We start from the raw sequence: 21319 nt of genomic DNA, 5'->3' as shown, positions 1-21319 counted from the left end.
CCTTTTTATGAAGAAAATACTTTTAGCGGCTGTAATGTTCATTGCAACATCAGCGGCAGTAAACGCACAATTTGTACAAATCGGTGTTAAAGCAGGGGTTAACTTTGCTAACCAAACAGGTGGTTCTGACTTTGATGGAATTTCTGTTGACAAAGAAGGTATCACAAGTTACCACGCAGGTCTTGTAGCAGAAGTTAAATTATTAGAAAAATTCTCAATTCAGCCAGAGCTTTTATATTCTACTCAAGGAGCTACTTATAAAAATGCAATTTCAGAATTTAAAAATGAAATGGGATATATTGCTATTCCTGTAATGGCAAAAATCTATATGACTAAATCTTTAAGCTTAGAACTTGGTCCACAGGCATCATTCCTTGTTAGCAATAAAAAAGAATTTGATGTGGCAGATCCAAAAACATTTGACTTTTCTCTAAATGCTGGTTTAGGATTAAAAGTTGTTAGAGGTCTTTTTGTTCAAGCTCGCTACGGAATAGGTTTGACAGAAATTTCAGAACATGCTGATTTTAAAAACTCTGTATTCCAACTTTCAGCTGGATACATGTTCTAAAAGAATATCACATACTTTTACAAAAACCGCTCTATTTATTAGTGCGGTTTTTTTATTTTTACACTTATGTGTGAAATGCCATTTGTGAAATATAAAATGCATTTACATTCCTTAATTAAAACGAAATTACTTTTATGAAAATCTGCATTATCAACGGACCAAACTTGAATCTTTTAGGAAAACGTGAACCTGAAGTTTATGGAAGCCAAACTTTTGAAGATTATTTTGAAACGTTGAAACAAAAATTTCCAAATATTGAACTTTCTTATTATCAAAGTAATATTGAAGGCGAACTGATTGGCAAAATTCAGGAAGTTGGTTTTTCATTTGATGGAATTATTCTGAATGCTGGCGCTTATACGCACACTTCTATAGGTTTGGGTGACGCCATGAAAGCGGTTACTACGCCTGTAATTGAGGTTCATATTTCAAATACTTATGCGCGCGAAAGCTTTAGACATCAATCATATTTATCTGGAAATGCAAAAGGTGTTATTTTAGGCTTTGGACTAAAAAGTTACGAATTGGCTATTCAATCCTTTTTATAGCATAATGTCATTCTGAGTGAAGACTTTAAGTTCACTCAGAATGATAATACTTCTCATTCAATTTAACAAATTATTAATAAGCTCAGATTTAACTTATTATATTTTTGTAAGACAACCAAAACCTGTATGAGAAACTATACTTTACTTGCCTTTTTATTTTTTTCGCTTTCTAATTTTGGTCAAATCAGAGGTACTGTAACAGACGACAAAGGAAATCCGCTTCCTTTTGTATCTGTTTTTGAAGAAAACACGTATGCTGGAACCACGACAAATGAACAGGGAAAATATCAGCTGAATGTAAAAGAAATTGGAGGAAACATCATCACTTTCCAATATTTAGGTTATAAAACGAAAAAAATAACGGTTCTTGCTGCAACAAGAATGGTCAATGTCGATGTTAGCCTTCAGGAAGAAAGTTTTGCATTAAACGAAGTGATTATTGACCCTAAAAATAATCCTGCTAATGCTATTATAAAAAGTGCAATAGCACATAAAAAAGAAAACTCAGATAAAACCGGTAGATATACAGCCGATTTTTATTCGAAAGGAATGTTTAAAGTTAAAGATCTTCCTAAAAAAATCTTGGGTAAAAAAGTAGATTTGGGCGAAGATATGGCATCTAATCTAGATTCTACAGGAACGGGAATTTTGTACTTATCTGAAACTATTTCTAAAGTTACTTTTGAAAAACCAGATAAACTAAAAGAGAAAATCATTGCTTCAAAAATTTCTGGAAACAACCGTGGTTATAGCTATAACACGGCCGCCCTATCGACTTATGATTTTTATGATAACACTTTAGATTTTGATGTAAAACTCATCTCTCCTATTGCCGACAATGCTTTCAATTATTACAAATACAAATTGGAAAGCACTTTTTATGATGATAATAATCAGCAGATAAACAAAATCAAGGTTATTCCTAAACGAGATAAAGAACCCGTTTTTGAAGGTTACATTTATATTGTAGATGATAGTTTTGCGATTTATGCCATTGATTTAGATATTAAAGGGTATAGAATGAAAAATGAGTTCACAGAAATCATGACTTTAAAACAGAGTTTTAGCTACAATACCAAAAATAAAATTTGGTCTAAGAATGCTCAGACGCTTTCTTTTAATGCAGGAATTTTTGGCGTGAAGTTTTCTGGAAATTTCAACTATGTTTATTCTAACTATGAATTTCCAGCATCATTTGAAAAGAAAACTTTCGGAAATGAAATTGTTGCTTTTGAACTAAATGCCAACAAAAAAGATGATGCTTTCTGGAATGAAATTCGTCCAATTCCTTTAACGATTGAAGAAAGTTCAGATTATGCCAAGAAAGATAGCCTTCAGACTATTCGAAAATCAAAAAAATACGCCGATTCTATTGACGCCAAAAACAACAAGTTTAAGATTTGGGATATTTTAATGGGCTATGATTATAAAAACACTTTTAAGAAATATTCTTTTGATTATAAAGGTCTGTTGAAAATTGCTTCTTTGAGTTTTAATACCGTTCAGGGTTTTAATCTAGATTCTGGTTTTTCTTTTAGAAAATGGGATGAAGAAAAAGGAACAAACACTTCAATAAGCACCACTTTTAACTATGGCTTTTCTGATGAACGTTTTCGTGCTATTGGTGAATTTAGCCATCGTTTCAACACTATTAATTATGCCACAATATGGGGTTCGGGAGGTGTAAAAACAACTCAATTTAATAGTGCTGAACCAATTAGCAAGTTTGTCAACTCTATCAGTTCCTTATTTTTTAAAGATAACTACATGAAGCTATACAACTTGGAATTTGCAGAAATCAATTACGGACAAGATATTGCAAATGGAATAAATCTTACTGGAAAAATTGGCTACGAACAGCGCAAACCGCTTTTCAATACAACTGATTATTCTTTCTTCAAAAAAGATGATGTTTATTCTTCTAATAATCCTTTGGCCCCTGATGATTTTACAACTCCAGCTTTCAATCAGCATCATTTATTTAAAGCTCTTGTAACAACAAGAATCAACTTTGGCAATAAATATATTTCTAGACCTGACGGAAGATTTAATTTTAAAAACGATAAATATCCTACGGTGTATTTGGCTTTTGAAAAAGCTTTCGCGGCAAGCGAAAAAAAATATGAGTATGAAAGAATTGGCGCTTCGGTTCAATATGATTTATCGCTTGGAAATAAAGGTCTTTTAGGAACCAATTTTAGAGGCGGAAAATTCTTTAATGCCGAAAATATTTCGTTTATAGATTACAGGCATTTTAACGGAAACCAAACTCATATTGGAACAAGTGATCGCTATTTGAATGTTTTTAATATGATGCCTTATTATTCTAACAGCACAAACGATAGTTATTTTGAAATGCATACCGAATACAATGACACTGGTTTTATCATGAATAAAATTCCGCTGTTAAATCTTTTGAAATCAACTATGAATGTTGGTTTTCACGCTTTAGCAATTCCCGACCGAAAACCATATTCTGAATTTACTATTGGTTTAGATAATCTAGGTTTTGGAAAATTCAAATTATTCCGAATCGATTATGTGCATTCTTATCAAGGCGGTATTCAGCAAAATGGTGTTGTTTTTGGATTGAAAATCTTAAATGCATTGGATTAAAGATGCTAAGGTTCTGAGATACTGAGTTTTCTTTAAGCACTTAATACTAATTCTTGTCAAGCTGGGCGAAATCGAAACTCGTGCGAAGATTTTCAAACTTCAAAAAGAAAAAATCTGCTTAATTTATAATCTGGTTTCAAGTAGATTGTAAATTAAGCAGATTTTTAAATTAATCTTTGTCAAATTTTGAAACTTCGACAAGGAAAAAGACTTAGAATCTTAGTATCTCAGAACCTTAGAACCTCTTTCAGTGATAATCATCTGGCTCTATATGTATCAAAACATTTCCTAATTGCGGAATTTGTTCTTTTAAAGTATCTTGAAGTTTATGAGACAAATCATGTCCTTCTTTTACTGAAATTTTTGCCGAAACTATAGCATGTAGATCTACATGATAACGCATTCCTGCTTTACGAATAAAACATTTTTCCGTTCCAAGAATACCTGGAACTGTCAAAGCAACAACACGAATTTCTTCTACTAAATCATCATTTAAATTTTCATCCATGATTTCGCCAAGCGCAGGTCTGAAAATTTTATAACTATTATAGAGAATAAAAAAAGCGGCAAAAAGTGCTGCCCAATCATCTGCAGACTCGTAGCCTTTTCCCATAATCAAAGCAATGGAAATTCCGATAAAAGCAGCTACAGAAGTTATAGCATCGCTTCTATGATGCCAAGCATCAGCTGCTAGAGAAGTACTATTGGTTTGTTTGCTTCGTTTCATTACCAAGCGAAAAGAATATTCTTTCCAGATAATAATTGCACCTAAAACATACAAAGTCCAAGATTTAGGTAAATCGTGTGAAGTGCCAATATTGGCGATACTTTCGTAACCAATAATAGTTGCCGAAGTAATCAAAAAACCTACAACCAAAAACGTAATTAAAGGTTCTGCACGGCCATGGCCATACGGGTGATTTTCGTCAGCTGGTTTATTCGAATATTTAATTCCAAACAATACCAAAAATGACGCAAATATATCTGTCGTTGATTCAATTGCGTCAGCAATCAAGGCATAAGAATTGCCAAAAAAACCTGCAAGACCTTTTATAAGGGCCAAGCAGGTGTTTCCGGCTATACTAAAGTATGTAGCTTTTATAGCTTTTTGTTCGTTTGTCATTTAGACTATTTTTTTTCGCCACGAATTCACGAATTATTTTTTATAATCTTTGAAAATAAAAATTCGTGAATTGCTTCGCCAGTTCGCTTTCGCTCGTGTCGTGGCTAACTTTTATTTACGCTCTCACGATTTTTGCGCCGATTGCTCTCAAACGCTCGTCGATACGTTCGTATCCACGGTCGATTTGCTCGATATTCTGGATCGTGCTGGTTCCTTTTGCAGAAAGCGCGGCAATCAATAATGAGATTCCTGCACGAATATCAGGAGAAGACATTGTAGTTGCTTTCAATTGAGATTCGAAATTATGTCCCATAACCACAGCTCTGTGCGGATCACATAACATAATTTTTGCTCCCATATCGATTAGTTTATCTACGAAGAACAAACGGCTTTCGAACATTTTTTGGTGAATTAAAACATCACCTTTAGCTTGGGTTGCTACAACTAAAACGATACTTAGCAAGTCAGGTGTAAATCCTGGCCATGGCGCATCGGCAATAGTCAAGATAGAACCGTCAATATCAGTTTTTACTTCATATCCATCTTTATGAGCAGGAATATAAATATCATCATTACGTTTTTCAACTGTAATTCCAAGTTTTCTAAACGTATTTGGAATCAAACCTAAGTTTTCCCAGCTTACGTTTTTGATTGTGATTTCGCTTTTTGTCATAGCCGCAAGACCAATCCAAGAACCAATTTCAATCATATCTGGAAGAATTCTGTGCTCGCAACCTCCAAGGCTTTCAACACCTTCGATAGTCAATAAGTTAGAACCAACTCCTGTAATCTTAGCTCCCATAGAGTTAAGCATTTTACACAACTGCTGTAAGTATGGCTCACAAGCAGCGTTATAAACTGTAGTTGTTCCTTTTGCTAAAACGGCAGCCATTACAATGTTTGCGGTTCCAGTTACAGAAGCTTCATCAAGAAGCATGTCTGTTCCTTTAAGACCTTCTTCAGGAGTTTCCACTCCGTAAAAGTGATCTTCTCTATTGTATCTAAATTTTGCTCCAAGGTTAATAAAACCTTCAAAGTGTGTATCTAATCTACGGCGACCAATTTTATCTCCTCCTGGTTTTGGAATATATCCTTTCCCAAAACGAGCCAAAAGCGGACCAACAATCATAATAGAACCACGAAGCGCTCCACCTTCTTTTTTGAAAGCTTCAGTTTCTAGATATCCAACATTAACTTCATCTGCTTGAAAAGTAATCGAACCTGGTTCGTTGCGTTGAATTTTAACACCTAAATTCCCCAACAAAGTGATTAATTTATTGATGTCTATAATATCAGGAATGTTATTAATTTTCACTTTCTCTCCTGTTAGAAGCACGGCACATAAAATTTGTAATGCCTCATTCTTTGCTCCTTGTGGAGTGATTTCTCCTTTTAAAGGAGTTCCTCCTTCGATTTTAAAAATTCCCATAGATCTTGTTTAGGTTCTAAGGTTCTGAGATTCTAAGGTTCTGAGCTAAAATCTTAGCATCTTAATAACTTAGCATCTTAGCCCCTTTTTTATTTCTGATTATTGTTTTTTTGAAATGTCTTTTTTTGACCGCCTTTGTTGTTGTTATTTTTGTTGTTCTGAATTTTTGGTTGAGCACCAGAAGCTGTTTTATTAGACATGCGTTTGTTTGTACGCATTAAGTCTGTTGTATTTAAAAGCTCTTCTGTACTGTGTAATAAATTGATTTTACCTCCAGATAATTCATACAAATGTTCAAAAATAACATCGTCTTTTACAGTGTCTTTGTTCCAGCTTAAGAAAGATTTTTTCATGTGGTTGGCAATTACCATTACCAATGCATTTTTCATTTCGCCTTCTTCCCATTTATTGGCAACATCAATCATATATTTGATGTTGTTACCATAAAATCTATACTTTGGAAAGTTCTGCGGATACTGCAAAGCATCCGGTTTTAGCTCCAAAACTTCTCTTGACGGAATTGGGTACGGAGATTCAACATTCAGTTTAAAATCAGACATAATAAAAAGCTGATCCCAAAGTTTATGCTGAAAATCTGGTACGTCACGCAAATGCGGATTCAGACTTCCCATAACCTGAATGATGTATTTTGCGGCTTTATTACGCGTTTCATCATCTTCGATTGCAGTTGCCTGATCAATCAATTTTTGTAAATGACGGCCATATTCTGGGATAATCAAACGTTGTCTTTCAGAATTGTATTCTAAATTATAAACAACGTCGCTAGCGGCTTCTCTTTTATATTTTTCGATCATAAGTTTATAATGAAACTATACCTTCTATTGTAGAAACTTCTTTGTATTTACTGATTACATCATCTGAGCTGTGCATAGTAACATCTACAGAAACGCTGGTAAATTTACCAGTTTTCGATTTTGTTGTTTTAATCACCGCTCCCATTCTATCGAAAGCTTTTTCAACACGCTCTACATTATCTGCTACAGAAGGCACAATAAATTTGTACAAGTATTCTGCTGGCCAAGTGTTTGCGTTATCAAGCTCCACTTTTAATCTTTCGTAAAATTCGGCTGTATTTTTTTCTTTATCGTTCTCCATTCGTAATTAAAAATAAACGCAAATATACGTTTTTGATTTCAGATTTATGATTTTAGATTTTAGATTTTTTGACTCTAAAAATGAGGCTGTTTTTTTGCCACAAATTACACTAATTAACACAAATTATTAAATCCTAAAATTCAATTTCCCTAATTTTAATTAACTTGGCAAATCAAAAATAATAATTAGCTAAAATTCGTGAAATTGCTTCGCCTGTTCGCTATCGCTCGAGTCGTGGCAGAAAAACTTTGCGACTTTGCGTCTTTGCGAGATTAAAACACATTACAATGAAAAAAATCCTTTTATTTTTTATCGTCCTTATATTCAACAATATTGAAGCACAAGAAATCAAAACCTTAGCTTATTTCCAAAATGACACTTTAAAACTAGATTTAGATTTGTATCTGCCAAAGAAAAAAGCAGGAGAAAAAATCCCGTTAATTATGTTTGCTTTTGGCGGAGGTTTTTCTGGTGGAGAACGCACAAGTGAAAAAGATTTCGGAAAATTTATGTCGCAAAATGGTTATGCCGTTGCAAGCATTTCATATAGTTTATACATGAAAGGAAAAGATTTTGGATGTAAAGGAACTTTGAGCGAAAAAATAAAAGCTATCCAAATTGGCGTGAGCGATATGTGGCAAGCAACTGCTTTCATGATTGAGAATGCCGACAAATACAATCTCGATACTTCAAAAATCTTTATTTCAGGAATTAGTGCTGGTGCCGAAATTGGTTTCCACGCATCGTTTTGGGATTATAAATTAATGAATTTATATAAAAGCAATCTGCCTGAAAACTTTAAATACAAAGGCTTCATCGGAGGTTCGGGAGCGATTCAGGATATCAATTTGATTACGAAAGAAAAAGCAATTCCGATGTTATTGGCTCATGGAAATAATGATGATACAGTTCCTTATGCAGCGGGTTCGCACCGTTCTTGCCCAACAAATGCTTCTGGCTGGCTGATTCTTTTTGGCTCTTATGCGGTTTACAATCAAATGAATGACTTGCATAAAGACATAGAACTGATTACTTTCTGCGGTGGCGGACATGAATTCTCTGGTTATCTTTTTCATGAAGGACAGCAATATGTTTTAGATTTTGTGAATGATGTTCTGAAGGGGAAAAAATTCCAATCACATTTGATTATGCCTTCTAAAAATGGGAAAAGTTCTGGGAAGTATTCATTTTGCGAATAGTTTATTTGGCTAAAGCCGAGATTTAAAAAAATCATTTAACCCGTTGGTTAAAACCAACGGCAATTCAAATAAAAACTGCTCCAGCAGAGCAAAATATTTATAGCAAAATAATTTCCCGCATATCAAAAGCTCCAGCGGAGCGACATATAAATTATCCAAATTGTGTCGCTCCGCTGGAGCTTTTGATTTATAATGTATAATTTTTCTATAAATATATTGTCCCGCTGGGACTTTCTTCTTTAAAACAATTCCAAAAACAAAACCATCTCTCCTTTTTAGCCCTGATGGAAGCGGAAATCCTTTTGCTTTTTCCTTTAAAAAGCAAAAGATTGCAACGGACAGCAGGAACCCATGACTATAAAAAATGCCAAATCTTTCGCTTCAAGTAAATATTCTTTTTAATTATAAATAAGTTTAGGTAAATTTGCCCTTTATTTTTAGAATAGTGCAAAAAGAAATTATAGTCCTGCTTGGCGGACCTGGTACTGGAAAATCAACACTTATTAACGAATTGGTAGCTCGTGGCTTTTGCTGCTATCCTGAAATTTCAAGACAGGTTACCATGAAAGCGCAACAACAAGGTATTGAACAGTTGTTTTTAGAACAGCCACTTTTGTTTAGCGAAATGTTATTGGAAGGTCGTATTGAACAATACAAAAATGCTCTTGAAGAACCTGACAATGTGGTTTTTATTGACCGAGGAATTCCAGATGTGGTAGCTTATATGGATTACATTGGCGACGATTATCCGGAAAGTTTCATTAAAGCATGCGAAGATTATAAATATTCTAAAACTTTTATTTTACCGCCTTGGGAAGAAATTTACCAAAGTGATTCTGAACGTTATGAAAATTTTGATCAGGCTGTAAAAATCCAAGAGCACCTTGTTGAAACTTACAAAAAATATGGTTACGAACTTATTGAAGTTCCTAAAGATACAGTTGAAAACAGAATTCTTTATATCTTAGACAAAATTTAGCGGTATGGTTTAAAGTTGCAAAACTAGAAACTGTTTTCTAAATTTTTAACTTTAAAACCAAGGCAATGCTCGGAGCGCAGGATATTCTTCTAAAATACTGGAAACACGACAGTTTTAGACCGTTGCAAAAAGAAATTATTGATTCTGTTCTTGAAGGACAGGATACTTTTGCCGTACTTCCTACGGGCGGCGGAAAATCAATTTGTTTTCAGGTTCCCGCCATGATGCAGGAAGGAATCTGTCTTGTTATTTCTCCTTTGATTGCTTTAATGAAAGATCAGGTTGCCAATCTCCAGAAAAGGGACATTAAAGCGATTGCTCTTACTGGCGGAATTCATACCGAAGAACTGATTGATCTTTTAGACAATTGCCAATACGGAAATTATAAATTTCTTTACTTATCTCCAGAACGCCTACAATCTGATTGGATTCTGGAGCGTATTAAAAATTTACCTATCAATTTAATTGCTATTGACGAAGCGCATTGCGTCTCGCAATGGGGCCATGATTTTAGACCTGCATATCTTAAAATTTCGGAACTGAAAAAGCTCTTCCCTAAAATTCCGTTTTTAGCTCTGACCGCTACAGCAACTCCAAGAGTTATTCAAGATATTAGAACGCAGTTAGAATTAAAAAATCCAAGGCATTTTCAGCAATCGTTTGAGCGAAAAAATATCGCTTATATGGTTTTTGAAGTCGAAGATAAATTATATCGTACTGAACAGATTCTGAAAAAGAATCCGCAGCCTTCCATTATATATGTACGAAATCGCAAAGCATGTCTGAATATGTCTTCGCAATTGCAATCTTTAGGTTTTACATCAACGTATTATCACGGCGGACTTTCGTCTAAAGAAAAAGACAAAAACATGCAATTATGGATGTCACAGCAAGCGCAAGTTATTGTGGCAACAAATGCTTTTGGAATGGGAATTGACAAAGACAATGTTAAAACCGTTATTCACACACAGCTTCCAGAAAACATAGAAAACTATTATCAAGAGTCTGGCAGGGCGGGACGAAATGGCGAGAAAGCTTTTTCGGTATTGCTTTACAATAATTCGGACATGATCCAGACCGAACAGCAGTTTATAAACATTCTTCCCGACAAGAAGTTTTTAAAAACAATGTACATCAAACTCTGTAATTATTTTCAGATTGCATATGGCGAAGGTTTAGATGAATCTTTTTCATTTAAATTGAATCATTTTTGCAATAAATACGACTTCCCTACTCTCAAAACCTATAATTCTTTACAATTTTTAAATCAGCAGGGAATTATTACGATGTCTCAAGAATTCTCAGAAAAAATTAGCGCACAATTTTTAATAGAATCTAAGGAAGTCATTCGATATATGAGTTTGAATCCAAATGATGAAGAGATTATCCTGACTATTTTGAGAACTTATCCTGGAATTTATGACGTAAAATCCAATCTGAATCTTGGTTTAATTGCTAAAAAATCACATCACACCGAAGAACAGGTTACCGCTCTTTTAGAAAAATTAAAAGAAAAGGAAATTATAGAATACAAGTCTAAAAACAACGATGCTACTATATTATTTAATGAAATCCGCGAGGATGATCTTACTATAAATAGAGTTTCGAAATATTTAGAGAAACAAAACGAGGTTAAAAAAGAACAGCTTTTGTCGGTTCTTCATTATATAAAGGATAACAAAACCTGTAAAAATAGATTGGTTCTGGATTATTTTGGAGAAGAAACCAAAGAAAATTGCGGTATTTGTTCTTATTGCATTACACTAAAAGGAAAAATTACTGAAGCCGATTCGATTGCAGATAAGATTTTGTCTTTGCTTAGAACGGCTTCTCTGACTTCGAGAGAAATTGAAAACCAGATCAAAATGGACACAAAAGATATTTTATCGGTTCTTCAGGAATTGCTCGAAAACAACCATATCATCATACAAGCGAATAATAAATACACTTTAAAATCATAATGGAGAAATTGAGAATTATATTTATGGGAACGCCAGAATTTGCCGTTGGCATTTTGGATACCATTATTAAAAATAACTATGAAGTTGTCGGCGTAATTACTGCTGCAGATAAGCCTGCAGGACGCGGACAAAAAATAAAATATTCGGCTGTAAAAGAATATGCCCTTGCTAACAATCTTACTTTATTGCAGCCAACCAACTTAAAAGACGAAAATTTCTTAGCAGAATTAAAAGCTTTAAATGCTAATCTTCAAATCGTGGTTGCTTTTAGAATGTTGCCAAAAGTAGTTTGGGAAATGCCAAGCTTAGGAACTTTTAACCTACATGCTTCATTACTTCCAAACTATCGTGGTGCCGCTCCTATTAACTGGGCCATTATTAATGGAGAAACTAAAACTGGTGTTACCACATTCTTTATTGATGATAAAATTGATACTGGCGCCATGATTTTAAATTCTGAAATTGCAATTGAGCCAACAGAAACTGCTGGACAATTACATGACAGATTAATGCATTTAGGAAGCGCAACTGTTATTGATACTTTAAAGGTTATTGAAAAAGGAAATGTAACAACAACTATTCAGGAAGATAACGATGATATTAAAACGGCTTATAAATTAAATAAAGAAAACTGCAAAATTGATTGGACAAAATCTGGAGCAGAAATCAATAATCTGATTCGCGGTTTAAGTCCATATCCTGCTTCTTGGTGTTACTTGAAAGACCAAAATGAAGAATTGAACATCAAAATTTATGAGGCAAAACTTGTCTCAGAATCACATTCTTATGAGATTGGAAAGTTAATTAGCAGTAAAAAAGAAATCAAGATTGCAATAAAAGACGGCTTTATTCAGTTATTAAGTCTACAATTTCCAGGAAAAAAGAGAATGCTTGCTTCAGAATTATTAAATGGAGTGAGTTTTTCTGAAGCTGCAAAAGTGTATTAAGGTCAGTAAAACAGGGGTTTGTACCTGTTTTTCATCGATAAACAACACTCTTTATGAACAAAAAAAGCAAGTTATTAACAATTTTTGCTAAAAATAAAGAAAACACTTGCACGCAACGGATTTCCTACTAAATTTGTGTATTAACAATTTTTTTTAACCAACAATTAATAACTAATTATTATGAACAAATCAGAATTAATCGATGCTATCGCTGCTGATGCAGGAATCACAAAAGCTGCGGCGAAATTAGCTTTAGAGTCTTTTTTAGGTAATGTAGGAACTACTTTGAAAAAAGGAGGAAGAGTTTCATTAGTAGGTTTCGGATCATGGTCAGTATCTTCAAGAGCTGCTAGAGACGGTAGAAACCCTCAAACAGGAAAAACTATCAAAATCGCAGCTAAAAACGTTGTAAAATTTAAAGCTGGTGCTGAATTAGAAGGTGCAGTGAACTAAGTAAGAAAGTTCTCTAAACTTATAATATAATTAAAACCTTCCTTCTGGAAGGTTTTTTTATGCGGTTTAACGATTTTTTTTGTGATTTTAATTTTTTTATGACTAAATTTAATAAAAATTGTAACCGTATGATTTCAGAAAAATTAAAAAAAGGACACCTGCTTATTGCCGAGCCTTCAATAATTGGAGATTTATCTTTTAACAGATCGGTAATTTTATTAGCAGACCATAACAAGGAAGGATCAATTGGTTTTATAATTAACAAGCCATTAAAATATACTATTAATGACTTAATACCTGAGATTGATGCTAACTTTAAGATATATAACGGAGGCCCTGTAGAACAAGACAACCTTTATTTTATTCACAATATTCCAGATTTAATCCCAAATAGTGTTGAGATTTCAAACGGGATTTATTGGGGTGGCGATTTTGAGTCAACCAAAGACCTAATAAACAACGGATCTATTAGTAAAAATAATATTCGTTTTTTCTTAGGCTACACTGGTTGGGAAGAAAATCAGCTTGAGAATGAGATGCAAGGAAACTCTTGGATTATTGCTGATAATAATTACAAAAATAAAATTATCGGAAAATCTACTACCCACTTTTGGAAAGAGCAGATTATTGAGCTTGGCGGCGATTATCTTATATGGTCTAACGCACCTGAAAATCCATATCTGAATTAATTTTCAGAGATGGATTCATTTAGTTTCTGCACTAATAAATGAGCCAGATTCGTTGTAAACTCCTTTTTTCGATATTTAGTTATCGGCTGTATCCCTGTGATTACATTGGTCAGAAATAATTCATCTGCTTTTTGAAGATCAAAAGGTGAAATTACTTCTTCTAATACCTCTATGCCTTCTACTTTTTTAGCCAGTGCTAAAATCTGTTTACGCATAATACCGTTTAAAGCACCTTCTGAAACTGGAGGTGTAATAAGTTTTTTACCCATTACCATAAAAACATTCCCTTGAAGCGCCTCTACAACATTTTTGCTATCATTCAGCAAAATACAGTTAGCTAGGTCATTTTCGTTTGCATAAATGCTTCCCGTAATATTAATCATCTTATTAGTCGTTTTAAGAGACGATAATAATTGTTTTGTCACATAGAAATCTTTATACAGATCTACTTCGTATTCGTTTGCATTTATAGAGTAAGATTTATTTCCAAGAGAAATGGCGTTGATTAAAAATGAAATATCATTGCTTTTTGGAAGATATAAACCGCCATCATTTCTAAAAACGGTAATTCTTGCACGTGCTGAAGCAGCAATTCCTTGCTCGTTTACCAAATTAAGAATCTGCTCTTCAAAATATTCCATTGTAAAATCCATCGGAATCATCATTCTAACCACGCGCATTGAAGCCATTAGTCTAAAATAATGATCCTCAAGAAACAAGATTTTTCCGTTGACAATTTTTACTGTTTCGAATATTCCGTCACCATACAAAAAAGCGCGGTTTAGAGTTAGTATATTATCCTCTTTCCCAATGTTTCCGTTAAAATTAATCATAAAAAAACCCTGAATTTTGTTCAGGGCAAATATAAGGTATAAAATAGACTTTTACTAAACAGATCCTATAAGATGTTTTAGATCTGAGATCTGGTTCTCCCACAATTGTTTAGCTTCGCCTAATTCTTCTTTTTCAGCAAAATCTACTACCATAAGCGATACATCTTTAGTCAATTCATCGACTAAAATATGGAGTTCGAAAAAATACTCAGTATCCTTACTGCTATCGTCAACCCATTTGAACTTTACTTTTTCACCAGATTTTTTTGAAGCAAGACGTGCTCTCTCCTGCGAATCATTCCAGATGAAAGTAAAAAATTCACCTCTCGAATTAACATTGTCAGCAAACCATTCTTGTAAACCTGACGGCGTTGATATATATTGATACAATAATTGTGGCGAAGAATTGATCGGAAACTCGATTTCGTAACGTATTTTTGAATCCATGTGCTACTTTAATTTTTTTCGAAATATAAGAATATATGTCCAAAAACAATGCATTTTTAAAAATATTTTTTTTTCTTCATTTTATGCTTGCGTGCTTTAATATTATTTCTATCTTTGCACCCGCAATCAGGAATTCATGATAGCAGTCCAGGCGAGGTAGCTCAGTTGGTTAGAGCGCAGGATTCATAACCCTGAGGTCACGGGTTCAACTCCCGTCCTCGCTACTTAGAAGGTAAAACCCTTAAACAGAAATGTTTAAGGGTTTTTTATTATATTTAAACAAAAAACAAACCTGATTTTATGGAAGGCGAAATAAACTTGAGCACTATTTTAAAGAATCTTAATCCAGTTCTAAACGATGGAAAATATGTTTTTACAAAAGTAGATTCGCTAGATCAGGTTCCCTTTTCAAAAATTTTGTTTCTATTTAAAGAAAAAGAAGGAATCACCGTAGTATTAGAAAAATGCTTTGCAGAAGAACTTAATCTTAAATTCTCCTACATTGCTTCTTGGATTACTCTGGAAGTCCATTCTTCTTTAGCCGCTGTAGGTTTGACTGCGGCATTTTCTCAAGCATTAGGAAATGTCAATATCAGCTGCAATGTAGTTGCGGCATATTTACACGACCATATATTTGTTGATGAAAAGGACGCTTTTAAAGCAATGGATGTATTGTTGAAATTAAAACAAGAAAATAAAAATTCTTAGCAATTAAAAAATCAAAAAATATCTACAATAACTCCCATTAAAATAGTTATTTTGCAGAGGTAATTTTGTAATATATGGACATAGTAAAATTTAAGATCACATCTAAAACAATTAAAGTCGAAGTACGCAATTCGAATAATTATGTTTTTAATTTCAATACTGCTTTAGATATTGCCAAAGAAGACAAAGATGTTTTATTAAAACTGTATAATGCATTAGATCTTCTTTTTAAGAAAGAACAGATTGTTGAAAACAAAAATTACATTTCGCCAAATCAAACGAATATATTAGATCAGATCTCTGCTGCAGATTTGGAAAAAGAAAATCAATAATCGTTTTTCCTTTTCTCTAATTTTAAAATATTAAAAAACCTTGAATAGAACATTCAAGGTTTTTCTTTTTTCAACATCTTCATTTTATCATCAAAAAGCAGTAATTTTATCTGTACCCATAAAAAAACTATTTTCTGTATCTGTACCCAAATCTATAATCGCAATAATTTTGCTAAAAAAAGATATGGAATCTAAAGCAGTCACACAGAAAAAAACAACATTTAGAGAAGTTTATGTATTTGATATGGAGATTTTGCAAAACATATTCATTCAGAATATGCGTGAGAAAGCTGAAGATAGAATGCTTTTTGGAATGCCTTTTCTTCTCTGCGAAAAAGACAACGAAATAAATTCGTTTGCCAGCTTAGTATTGGATGAAAATAATGAAATCGGATTTAAAATTTATGATAACGGAAGTTTGACAAATGAAGATCGATTAGCATTTAATGAGTACATCAAAAATTTTCTAAGAAAAAAAAGAAGTGCCAATTTCAACAATGCCATGCAACTGAAACAAAGCACAGAGCATTTTATTCATTACCTGAATTTTTAAACGCTCAAAAAAAGCAGAAATGAAGAACCGAGAAACATTATACCTAAAGATTGCCAAAATCATTGAAGATCAAATTCACAATGAAACTTTGGTGCTTGGTGATAAATTACCATCTGTGCGAAGTGCGCAAAAGCTGCATAATGTTAGTTTAAATACCATTAAACAGGCATATTTAGAACTCGAAAGCCGCTCTCTTATAGAATCGCGTCCAAAAACGGGATATTATGTGAGCAAAAGTTCGCAACGCACAACGGCACTTCCAACAATTGCAAGTATAGACAATCAGGAAACAGAAAATACACCCGAAGAACTTATCGACAAAGTTTTTGGCACGATCAATCAAACGGATGTCACACAATTTGCACTTGGATTACCTGGAAAAAATTTTCTTCCAATTGCAAAACTTAACAAAGGAATCATCAATGCTGTAAGAAATAGAAGTGACGCCGGCACAACCTACGAACCCGTCCAAGGATCTGAAGAACTTCGACGTGCCATTGCAAAATGGGCAATTGTCATGGAGGGAAAAATTACCGAAGACGACCTTGTCATTACCTCTGGCGCCATGCATGCTGTCTACAACGCTCTTATGGCAGTAGCATCTCCAGGAGACAGTGTTGCGGTAGAAAGTCCAGCTTATTTTGGAATACTCCAAGCCATTAAAGCATTAGGTTTAAAAGCAGTTGAGATCCCGACCCATCCTTTGTATGGAATAGATCTCGATGCTTTAAAAAAAGTATTGCCTGAGATAAAAGCCTGTTGTTTTGTCACCAATTTCAATAATCCAATGGGGTTTCAAATGCCTGATGAAAACAAACAAGAACTGGTAAAATTAATTACACAATACAACATTCCATTAATTGAAGACGATATTTACGGCAATCTTTACTTTGGTTCAGAGCGCCCGAAGCCTTGTAAATTTTATGACGAAGCTGGGTTAGTTTTATGGATCGGATCTGTATCTAAAACTCTTGCTCCGGGTTATCGCGTTGGATGGATTGCTCCGGGAAAGTTTAAAGACAAAATCATTCGTCAAAAACTGGTTCAAACGGTTTGCAATTCTTCTTTATATTCAGATGTTATTGCTGATTTCTTAGAACACGGACGTTATGATCATCATCTCAAAACCTTTAGAAATAAACTTTATGCCAATTATATCCAAATTAATCGCGCTGTAGAATCTTATTTTCCAGATAATACTAAAATAGCGCAGCCAAAAGGCGGTTTTATGTTATGGGTAGAATTAGATGAAAGAATTTCTACAACAGAATTATACAACACTGCCTTGACTCAAAAAATCGTTTTTGCGCCGGGAAGAATTTTTTCGCAGTACAATCAATATAACAACTGCATGAGATTAACGTATGTTTTAGAATGGAATGAACGTGTAGAATCTGATTTAAAAAAATTAGGCAGAATAATAAAAAATAGCATTTAATAGCATTATGAAAAATAAAGAGCGCGTAGAAATTGCAACCTACAGTCCGAAATACCAAAAGAGTTTTAAGGATTTAAATATAGAATGGATTTCAAATTATTTTGAAGTAGAACCTAATGATGTAAAAGCTCTCGATCATGCCGAAGAATATATCATTAACAAAGGTGGCGAAATTTTTTCTGCAATTTTAAATGATGAAGTTTTAGGCGTTTGCGCTTTAATTAAAAGTGACGAAAAAGAATACGATTACGAATTAGCAAAAATGGCTGTAAGTCCAAAAGCGCAAGGAAAAGGAGTTGGATTATTATTGGCTGAATCTGCAATAAAATGGGCTGTTGACAAAGGTGCTTCTAGAATTTATTTGGAAAGCAATACCAAACTGAAACCAGCTATCAAATTGTATGAAAAATTAGGTTTTATAGAAATAAAAGGTCTTTCGTCGTCTTACGATAGAGTTGACATTCAAATGATGCTTACGCTAAATTCTTAAACTTAAAGCTGGAATACTTCTGTAAAAGAAAATAAAGCCTATCAATATATAAAAGACAAAACCCTTAAACGTTTCTCTATTTAAGGGTTTTGTTTTTTATTTACTATTTAAAAATATTTCGAATGACTTTACCAATCTCCACAAAATCGTCGTGTCTGCTTACAGCTCTTTTCTCCGTTGTATTTATTTCAGTTTTAGTAAAAGGATAAATAAGCATATAATTATTATTTCTTACTCGATTATTAAGGAGATCTGGCACATCCTGCATACGCGGAACATAAGAATGCATTCCTTTATCGGCCATCATAATAATTAATCCAACATCTTCTCCTAAATCAAAAGCAATTTCTTGCGCTTCCTGCCAAGAGCCAATTGTATTGAATGTAGCTTCAATTGATGCTTTCTTTACAATTCTCTGCAAAATCAGCATGGTTTTGTCTTTTCCGTAGAAACTCATTTTTGCTCCAGAGTTGCGTCCGATATTCCAAATTCTTAACATTGAATGAAAAAATCCAGCATCCATTTCTGCATTTTCAGGTATCAATACAGCGTATTTTTTAATTGTCGATACGGGCTGAACAGCATGATAAACCATTAGATTTACATTTTTATTTTTAAGATAGCCATTATATAAATTGTACACAAAAGAAGCCGAAAATCCTTTTCTTCCTTGCAATCCTACAATAAGATCTGTAATTTCTTTTTCTTTAATAACATTACTAATTCCGCTGGCTGTATCATTATCATGACGCGTAATCGGATTCAATGTAACATCGGCAGCTGCAGCTGCTTTAACAGCAGATTCTAGAATCTTTTCTGCATTTTTTACCGAAGATTCATTTTCTTCTTCATTAATAACATTTACAGCAAAAATACGATCTGTGTTAGTCGATGTTTTTACCATCAGTCCCAGATTCACCATCTTTTCTACAGTCTCTTCGTGATTAAGCGCTAAAAGAATATTTTCTTTTTCTTCACTTTTACCCGATACCTTATTGTCTTTGTCTGCATCAGCTATGCGCTGAGCGCTTGCCATAGAAACGAAGGACGAAACGGTACAGGAAATTAAGATCAAAAGAATACTTCCATTTAAAACATGATCATTTAAAAGCCTGATTGGTTCTCCAGCATCTGTCTCTCCAATGATAATATTATATCCCACCATAACAGAAGCCAATGTTGCTGCTGCAGAAGCCGAGCTCAAACCAAATATCAGAAGACCTTCATCATTTGTAAGTTTGAATGTTTTCTTGGTGAGTATGGCTGCAAAATATTTTCCTCCAATTGAAGCGAATAGCATTACTGCAGCAACTCCTAAAGTTTCCCAACTTTGTATAAAAGCACTAAAATCAATTAGCATTCCGACACTCATTAAGAAGAAAGGAATAAAAATGGCGTTTCCAACAAATTCTACCCTATTCATCAAAGATGAGGTATGCGGAATCAATCGGTTTAATGCTAATCCGGCAAAAAATGCCCCAATGATAGATTCAATACCTGCAAGTTCGGCGAGAAGTGCGGCAAAATAAATCATCACGACCACAAAAAGATATTGCGAAATTTTATCTTCTACAGTTTTAAAAAACCAGCGGGCAATTATTGGAAACACTAATAAAACAATCAGAGTAAAAATTACCATCGAAATGGAAAGTTTCAGCCAAAACGCCGTTCCTACATCTCCCTGCGACATTCCAACTACAACAGCCAAAACCAAAAGAGAGAGAACATCTGTAATCATGGTTCCGCCTACAGTCACATTTACAGCCAGATTTTTAGCAATTCCTAAACTGCTAACCATTGGATACACAATTAAGGTATGCGATGAAAATAAACTAGCAAAAAGTACCGAAGTCAATAACGAGAAACCTAATATATAGTAGCCTCCAAGAAGCCCCAAAATAAAAGGAACGGCAAAAGTGTAAAGAGAAAATGTAATGCTCTTCCATTTATTTTTTTTAAAATCGGCCATATCAATTTCTAGTCCAGCCAAAAACATAATATATAGCAATCCTGTTGTACCCGTTACTACAACACTGCTATCTCTTGAAAGAACACCAAAACCATTTGGCCCAATAAGAGCTCCTGCAATGATAAGCCCAAGTAAATGTGGCACCTTTATTTTATTTAATAAAAGCGGAATACAAAGTATTATAATAATCTCAATAAGATATTTTAAAAGCGGATCTTCTATAGGAAGAGTTATATGATGTATGCTCAATAACATAAATTATTTTTTAGATGGCGTAAGTTCTACCGAGAATCTTGCCGTACAGTTGTCCTGTCCTGTTATAGTCTGTGTGCCTTTAATGACATTCTTTTTGATATCGTCTAAAATGACTTTAATCTTTACATTGCTTTTGGCAGAACTTTCTTTGGAAGAATCAAGCACTATTTTATTAACCAAATACTGCCCTCTAAACACTCTTTTAATCTCGTTATTGTTTAACACATTAGCATACATACCTGTAGAATCTGATACAAATTCCCATACTTCCGTACGCTGATCGCCAATAACATAATTGGTGCAATTCGATTCTCTGCAAATCATTTTACTGTTCCATTTTATTTTTAAGCTATCTGGCCAAACTTTCATTTTAGGCACTGTATCTTTTACCTGAACAACCGATTGAAGGCTATCTTTCATTTTCAGCAATAGTTCATATTCAGCCTCTTTATCAGCAAATTGCTGTTCGCGTTCCAAAAGTGCGTTTTCTCTTTCTGTAAGCTCTTGCTCTTTTTTATTATTACAGGAAATTAAGAGAGGGATAATGATTAAAACTAAAAGTCTTTTCAAAGTCATAGTAGTTGAATTTTGTAAACAACAATTTAAGGATAAAAAATCGGTTTATTGCTGTAAAACCAATAAAAATGACAATACTAGCGTTATATA

Annotated in this window: 22 protein-coding genes and 1 tRNA gene; 15 read left to right on the top strand and 8 right to left on the bottom strand. The window is 33.7% G+C overall.

Annotated elements, in window-relative coordinates:
* The first annotated feature begins 7 nt into the window (after positions 1-7).
* From JI750_RS19375 to JI750_RS19365, 3 genes are all read left to right on the top strand, one after another.
* Positions 8-568 carry a porin family protein gene (locus JI750_RS19375; protein WP_202006037.1) on the top strand — a complete coding sequence of 187 codons (561 nt, stop codon included), beginning with the start codon at positions 8-10 and terminating at the stop codon, positions 566-568.
* 134 nt (positions 569-702) lie between these two features.
* Entirely contained in the window at positions 703-1116 is a 414-nt protein-coding gene (gene aroQ, locus JI750_RS19370) for a type II 3-dehydroquinate dehydratase (RefSeq protein ID WP_066035150.1), read from the top strand.
* A gap of 126 nt (positions 1117-1242) precedes the next feature.
* Positions 1243-3732, top strand: coding sequence for a DUF5686 and carboxypeptidase regulatory-like domain-containing protein (locus JI750_RS19365; protein WP_202006035.1), 2490 nt, complete (start codon positions 1243-1245; stop codon positions 3730-3732).
* 247 nt (positions 3733-3979) lie between these two features.
* Here JI750_RS19365 and JI750_RS19360 read toward each other — a convergent pair whose 3' ends face one another.
* The 4 genes from JI750_RS19360 to JI750_RS19345 form a co-directional block, all read right to left on the bottom strand.
* Entirely contained in the window at positions 3980-4855 is an 876-nt protein-coding gene (locus JI750_RS19360; protein ID WP_202006033.1) for a cation diffusion facilitator family transporter, read from the bottom strand.
* A gap of 115 nt (positions 4856-4970) precedes the next feature.
* Entirely contained in the window at positions 4971-6284 is a 1314-nt protein-coding gene (murA, locus tag JI750_RS19355) for a UDP-N-acetylglucosamine 1-carboxyvinyltransferase (protein WP_026727609.1), read from the bottom strand.
* Positions 6285-6373: 89 nt separating this feature from the next.
* A complete protein-coding gene (locus JI750_RS19350; protein WP_177212240.1) occupies positions 6374-7099 on the bottom strand; it encodes a DUF4290 domain-containing protein in 726 nt (241 codons plus the stop codon).
* 4 nt (positions 7100-7103) lie between these two features.
* On the bottom strand, positions 7104-7400 hold the full coding sequence (locus JI750_RS19345) for a DUF493 family protein (RefSeq protein ID WP_066033683.1): 297 nt from the start codon (positions 7398-7400) through the stop codon (positions 7104-7106).
* Between the two features lie 287 nt (positions 7401-7687).
* Here JI750_RS19345 and JI750_RS19340 point away from each other — a divergent pair, with 287 nt between their 5' ends.
* The 6 genes from JI750_RS19340 to JI750_RS19315 all read left to right on the top strand — a co-directional run bounded on the left by JI750_RS19340 (position 7688) and on the right by JI750_RS19315 (position 13628).
* Positions 7688-8599 carry an alpha/beta hydrolase family protein gene (locus JI750_RS19340; protein WP_202006031.1) on the top strand — a complete coding sequence of 304 codons (912 nt, stop codon included), beginning with the start codon at positions 7688-7690 and terminating at the stop codon, positions 8597-8599.
* A gap of 445 nt (positions 8600-9044) precedes the next feature.
* On the top strand, positions 9045-9578 hold the full coding sequence (locus JI750_RS19335) for an AAA family ATPase (RefSeq protein WP_202006029.1): 534 nt from the start codon (positions 9045-9047) through the stop codon (positions 9576-9578).
* 65 nt (positions 9579-9643) lie between these two features.
* Positions 9644-11539: a RecQ family ATP-dependent DNA helicase gene (locus JI750_RS19330; RefSeq protein ID WP_202006027.1), complete on the top strand. Its 1896-nt coding sequence runs from the start codon at positions 9644-9646 to the stop codon at positions 11537-11539.
* A complete protein-coding gene (fmt, locus tag JI750_RS19325; RefSeq protein WP_202006025.1) occupies positions 11539-12486 on the top strand; it encodes a methionyl-tRNA formyltransferase in 948 nt (315 codons plus the stop codon). The genes JI750_RS19330 and fmt overlap by 1 nt, the downstream gene beginning before the upstream one ends.
* 180 nt (positions 12487-12666) lie before the next feature.
* On the top strand, positions 12667-12939 hold the full coding sequence (locus JI750_RS19320) for an HU family DNA-binding protein (protein WP_008464760.1): 273 nt from the start codon (positions 12667-12669) through the stop codon (positions 12937-12939).
* 128 nt (positions 12940-13067) lie between these two features.
* Positions 13068-13628, top strand: a complete 561-nt coding sequence (locus JI750_RS19315; RefSeq protein WP_129748031.1) for a YqgE/AlgH family protein — start codon at positions 13068-13070, stop codon at positions 13626-13628.
* Here the strand turns inward: JI750_RS19315 and JI750_RS19310 are convergent.
* Together JI750_RS19310 and JI750_RS19305 are read right to left on the bottom strand one after the other, a co-directional pair.
* A complete protein-coding gene (locus tag JI750_RS19310) occupies positions 13625-14461 on the bottom strand; it encodes an aminotransferase class IV (protein WP_202006023.1) in 837 nt (278 codons plus the stop codon). The genes JI750_RS19315 and JI750_RS19310 overlap by 4 nt on opposite strands.
* 54 nt (positions 14462-14515) lie before the next feature.
* Positions 14516-14908 (bottom strand): START-like domain-containing protein, encoded by a 393-nt coding sequence (locus tag JI750_RS19305; protein ID WP_111363668.1) that lies wholly within the window; start codon positions 14906-14908, stop codon positions 14516-14518.
* A 150-nt stretch (positions 14909-15058) separates the two neighbouring features.
* On the opposite strand from JI750_RS19305, the gene JI750_RS19300 reads away from it, so the two are divergent.
* The 6 genes from JI750_RS19300 to JI750_RS19275 all read left to right on the top strand — a co-directional run bounded on the left by JI750_RS19300 (position 15059) and on the right by JI750_RS19275 (position 18429).
* Positions 15059-15132: transfer RNA gene (locus JI750_RS19300), tRNA-Met, on the top strand.
* A 76-nt stretch (positions 15133-15208) separates the two neighbouring features.
* Positions 15209-15616 (top strand): ACT domain-containing protein, encoded by a 408-nt coding sequence (locus tag JI750_RS19295; RefSeq protein ID WP_202006021.1) that lies wholly within the window; start codon positions 15209-15211, stop codon positions 15614-15616.
* A 74-nt stretch (positions 15617-15690) separates the two neighbouring features.
* Positions 15691-15948: a hypothetical protein gene (locus JI750_RS19290; RefSeq protein WP_202006019.1), complete on the top strand. Its 258-nt coding sequence runs from the start codon at positions 15691-15693 to the stop codon at positions 15946-15948.
* 184 nt (positions 15949-16132) lie between these two features.
* Positions 16133-16501 (top strand): hypothetical protein, encoded by a 369-nt coding sequence (locus tag JI750_RS19285; RefSeq protein WP_202006017.1) that lies wholly within the window; start codon positions 16133-16135, stop codon positions 16499-16501.
* A gap of 19 nt (positions 16502-16520) precedes the next feature.
* Entirely contained in the window at positions 16521-17939 is a 1419-nt protein-coding gene (locus tag JI750_RS19280; RefSeq protein WP_202006015.1) for an aminotransferase-like domain-containing protein, read from the top strand.
* Positions 17940-17946: 7 nt separating this feature from the next.
* Complete coding sequence (locus JI750_RS19275; protein ID WP_202006013.1) at positions 17947-18429, top strand: GNAT family N-acetyltransferase; 483 nt, start codon at positions 17947-17949, stop codon at positions 18427-18429.
* A gap of 103 nt (positions 18430-18532) precedes the next feature.
* Here JI750_RS19275 and JI750_RS19270 read toward each other — a convergent pair whose 3' ends face one another.
* Both JI750_RS19270 and JI750_RS19265 read right to left on the bottom strand, forming a co-directional pair.
* Positions 18533-20653: a cation:proton antiporter gene (locus JI750_RS19270; protein WP_202006011.1), complete on the bottom strand. Its 2121-nt coding sequence runs from the start codon at positions 20651-20653 to the stop codon at positions 18533-18535.
* A gap of 3 nt (positions 20654-20656) precedes the next feature.
* Positions 20657-21229: a hypothetical protein gene (locus JI750_RS19265; protein ID WP_202006008.1), complete on the bottom strand. Its 573-nt coding sequence runs from the start codon at positions 21227-21229 to the stop codon at positions 20657-20659.
* Between the last annotated feature and the right edge of the window lie 90 nt (positions 21230-21319).

The organism is Flavobacterium tagetis, assembly GCF_016735615.1.
In the GTDB taxonomy this organism is placed as follows: Bacteria; Bacteroidota; Bacteroidia; order Flavobacteriales; family Flavobacteriaceae; genus Flavobacterium; species Flavobacterium tagetis.
Note: the sequence above shows the minus strand (reverse complement) of the source record. Positions and strands in the feature narration are given on the sequence as shown.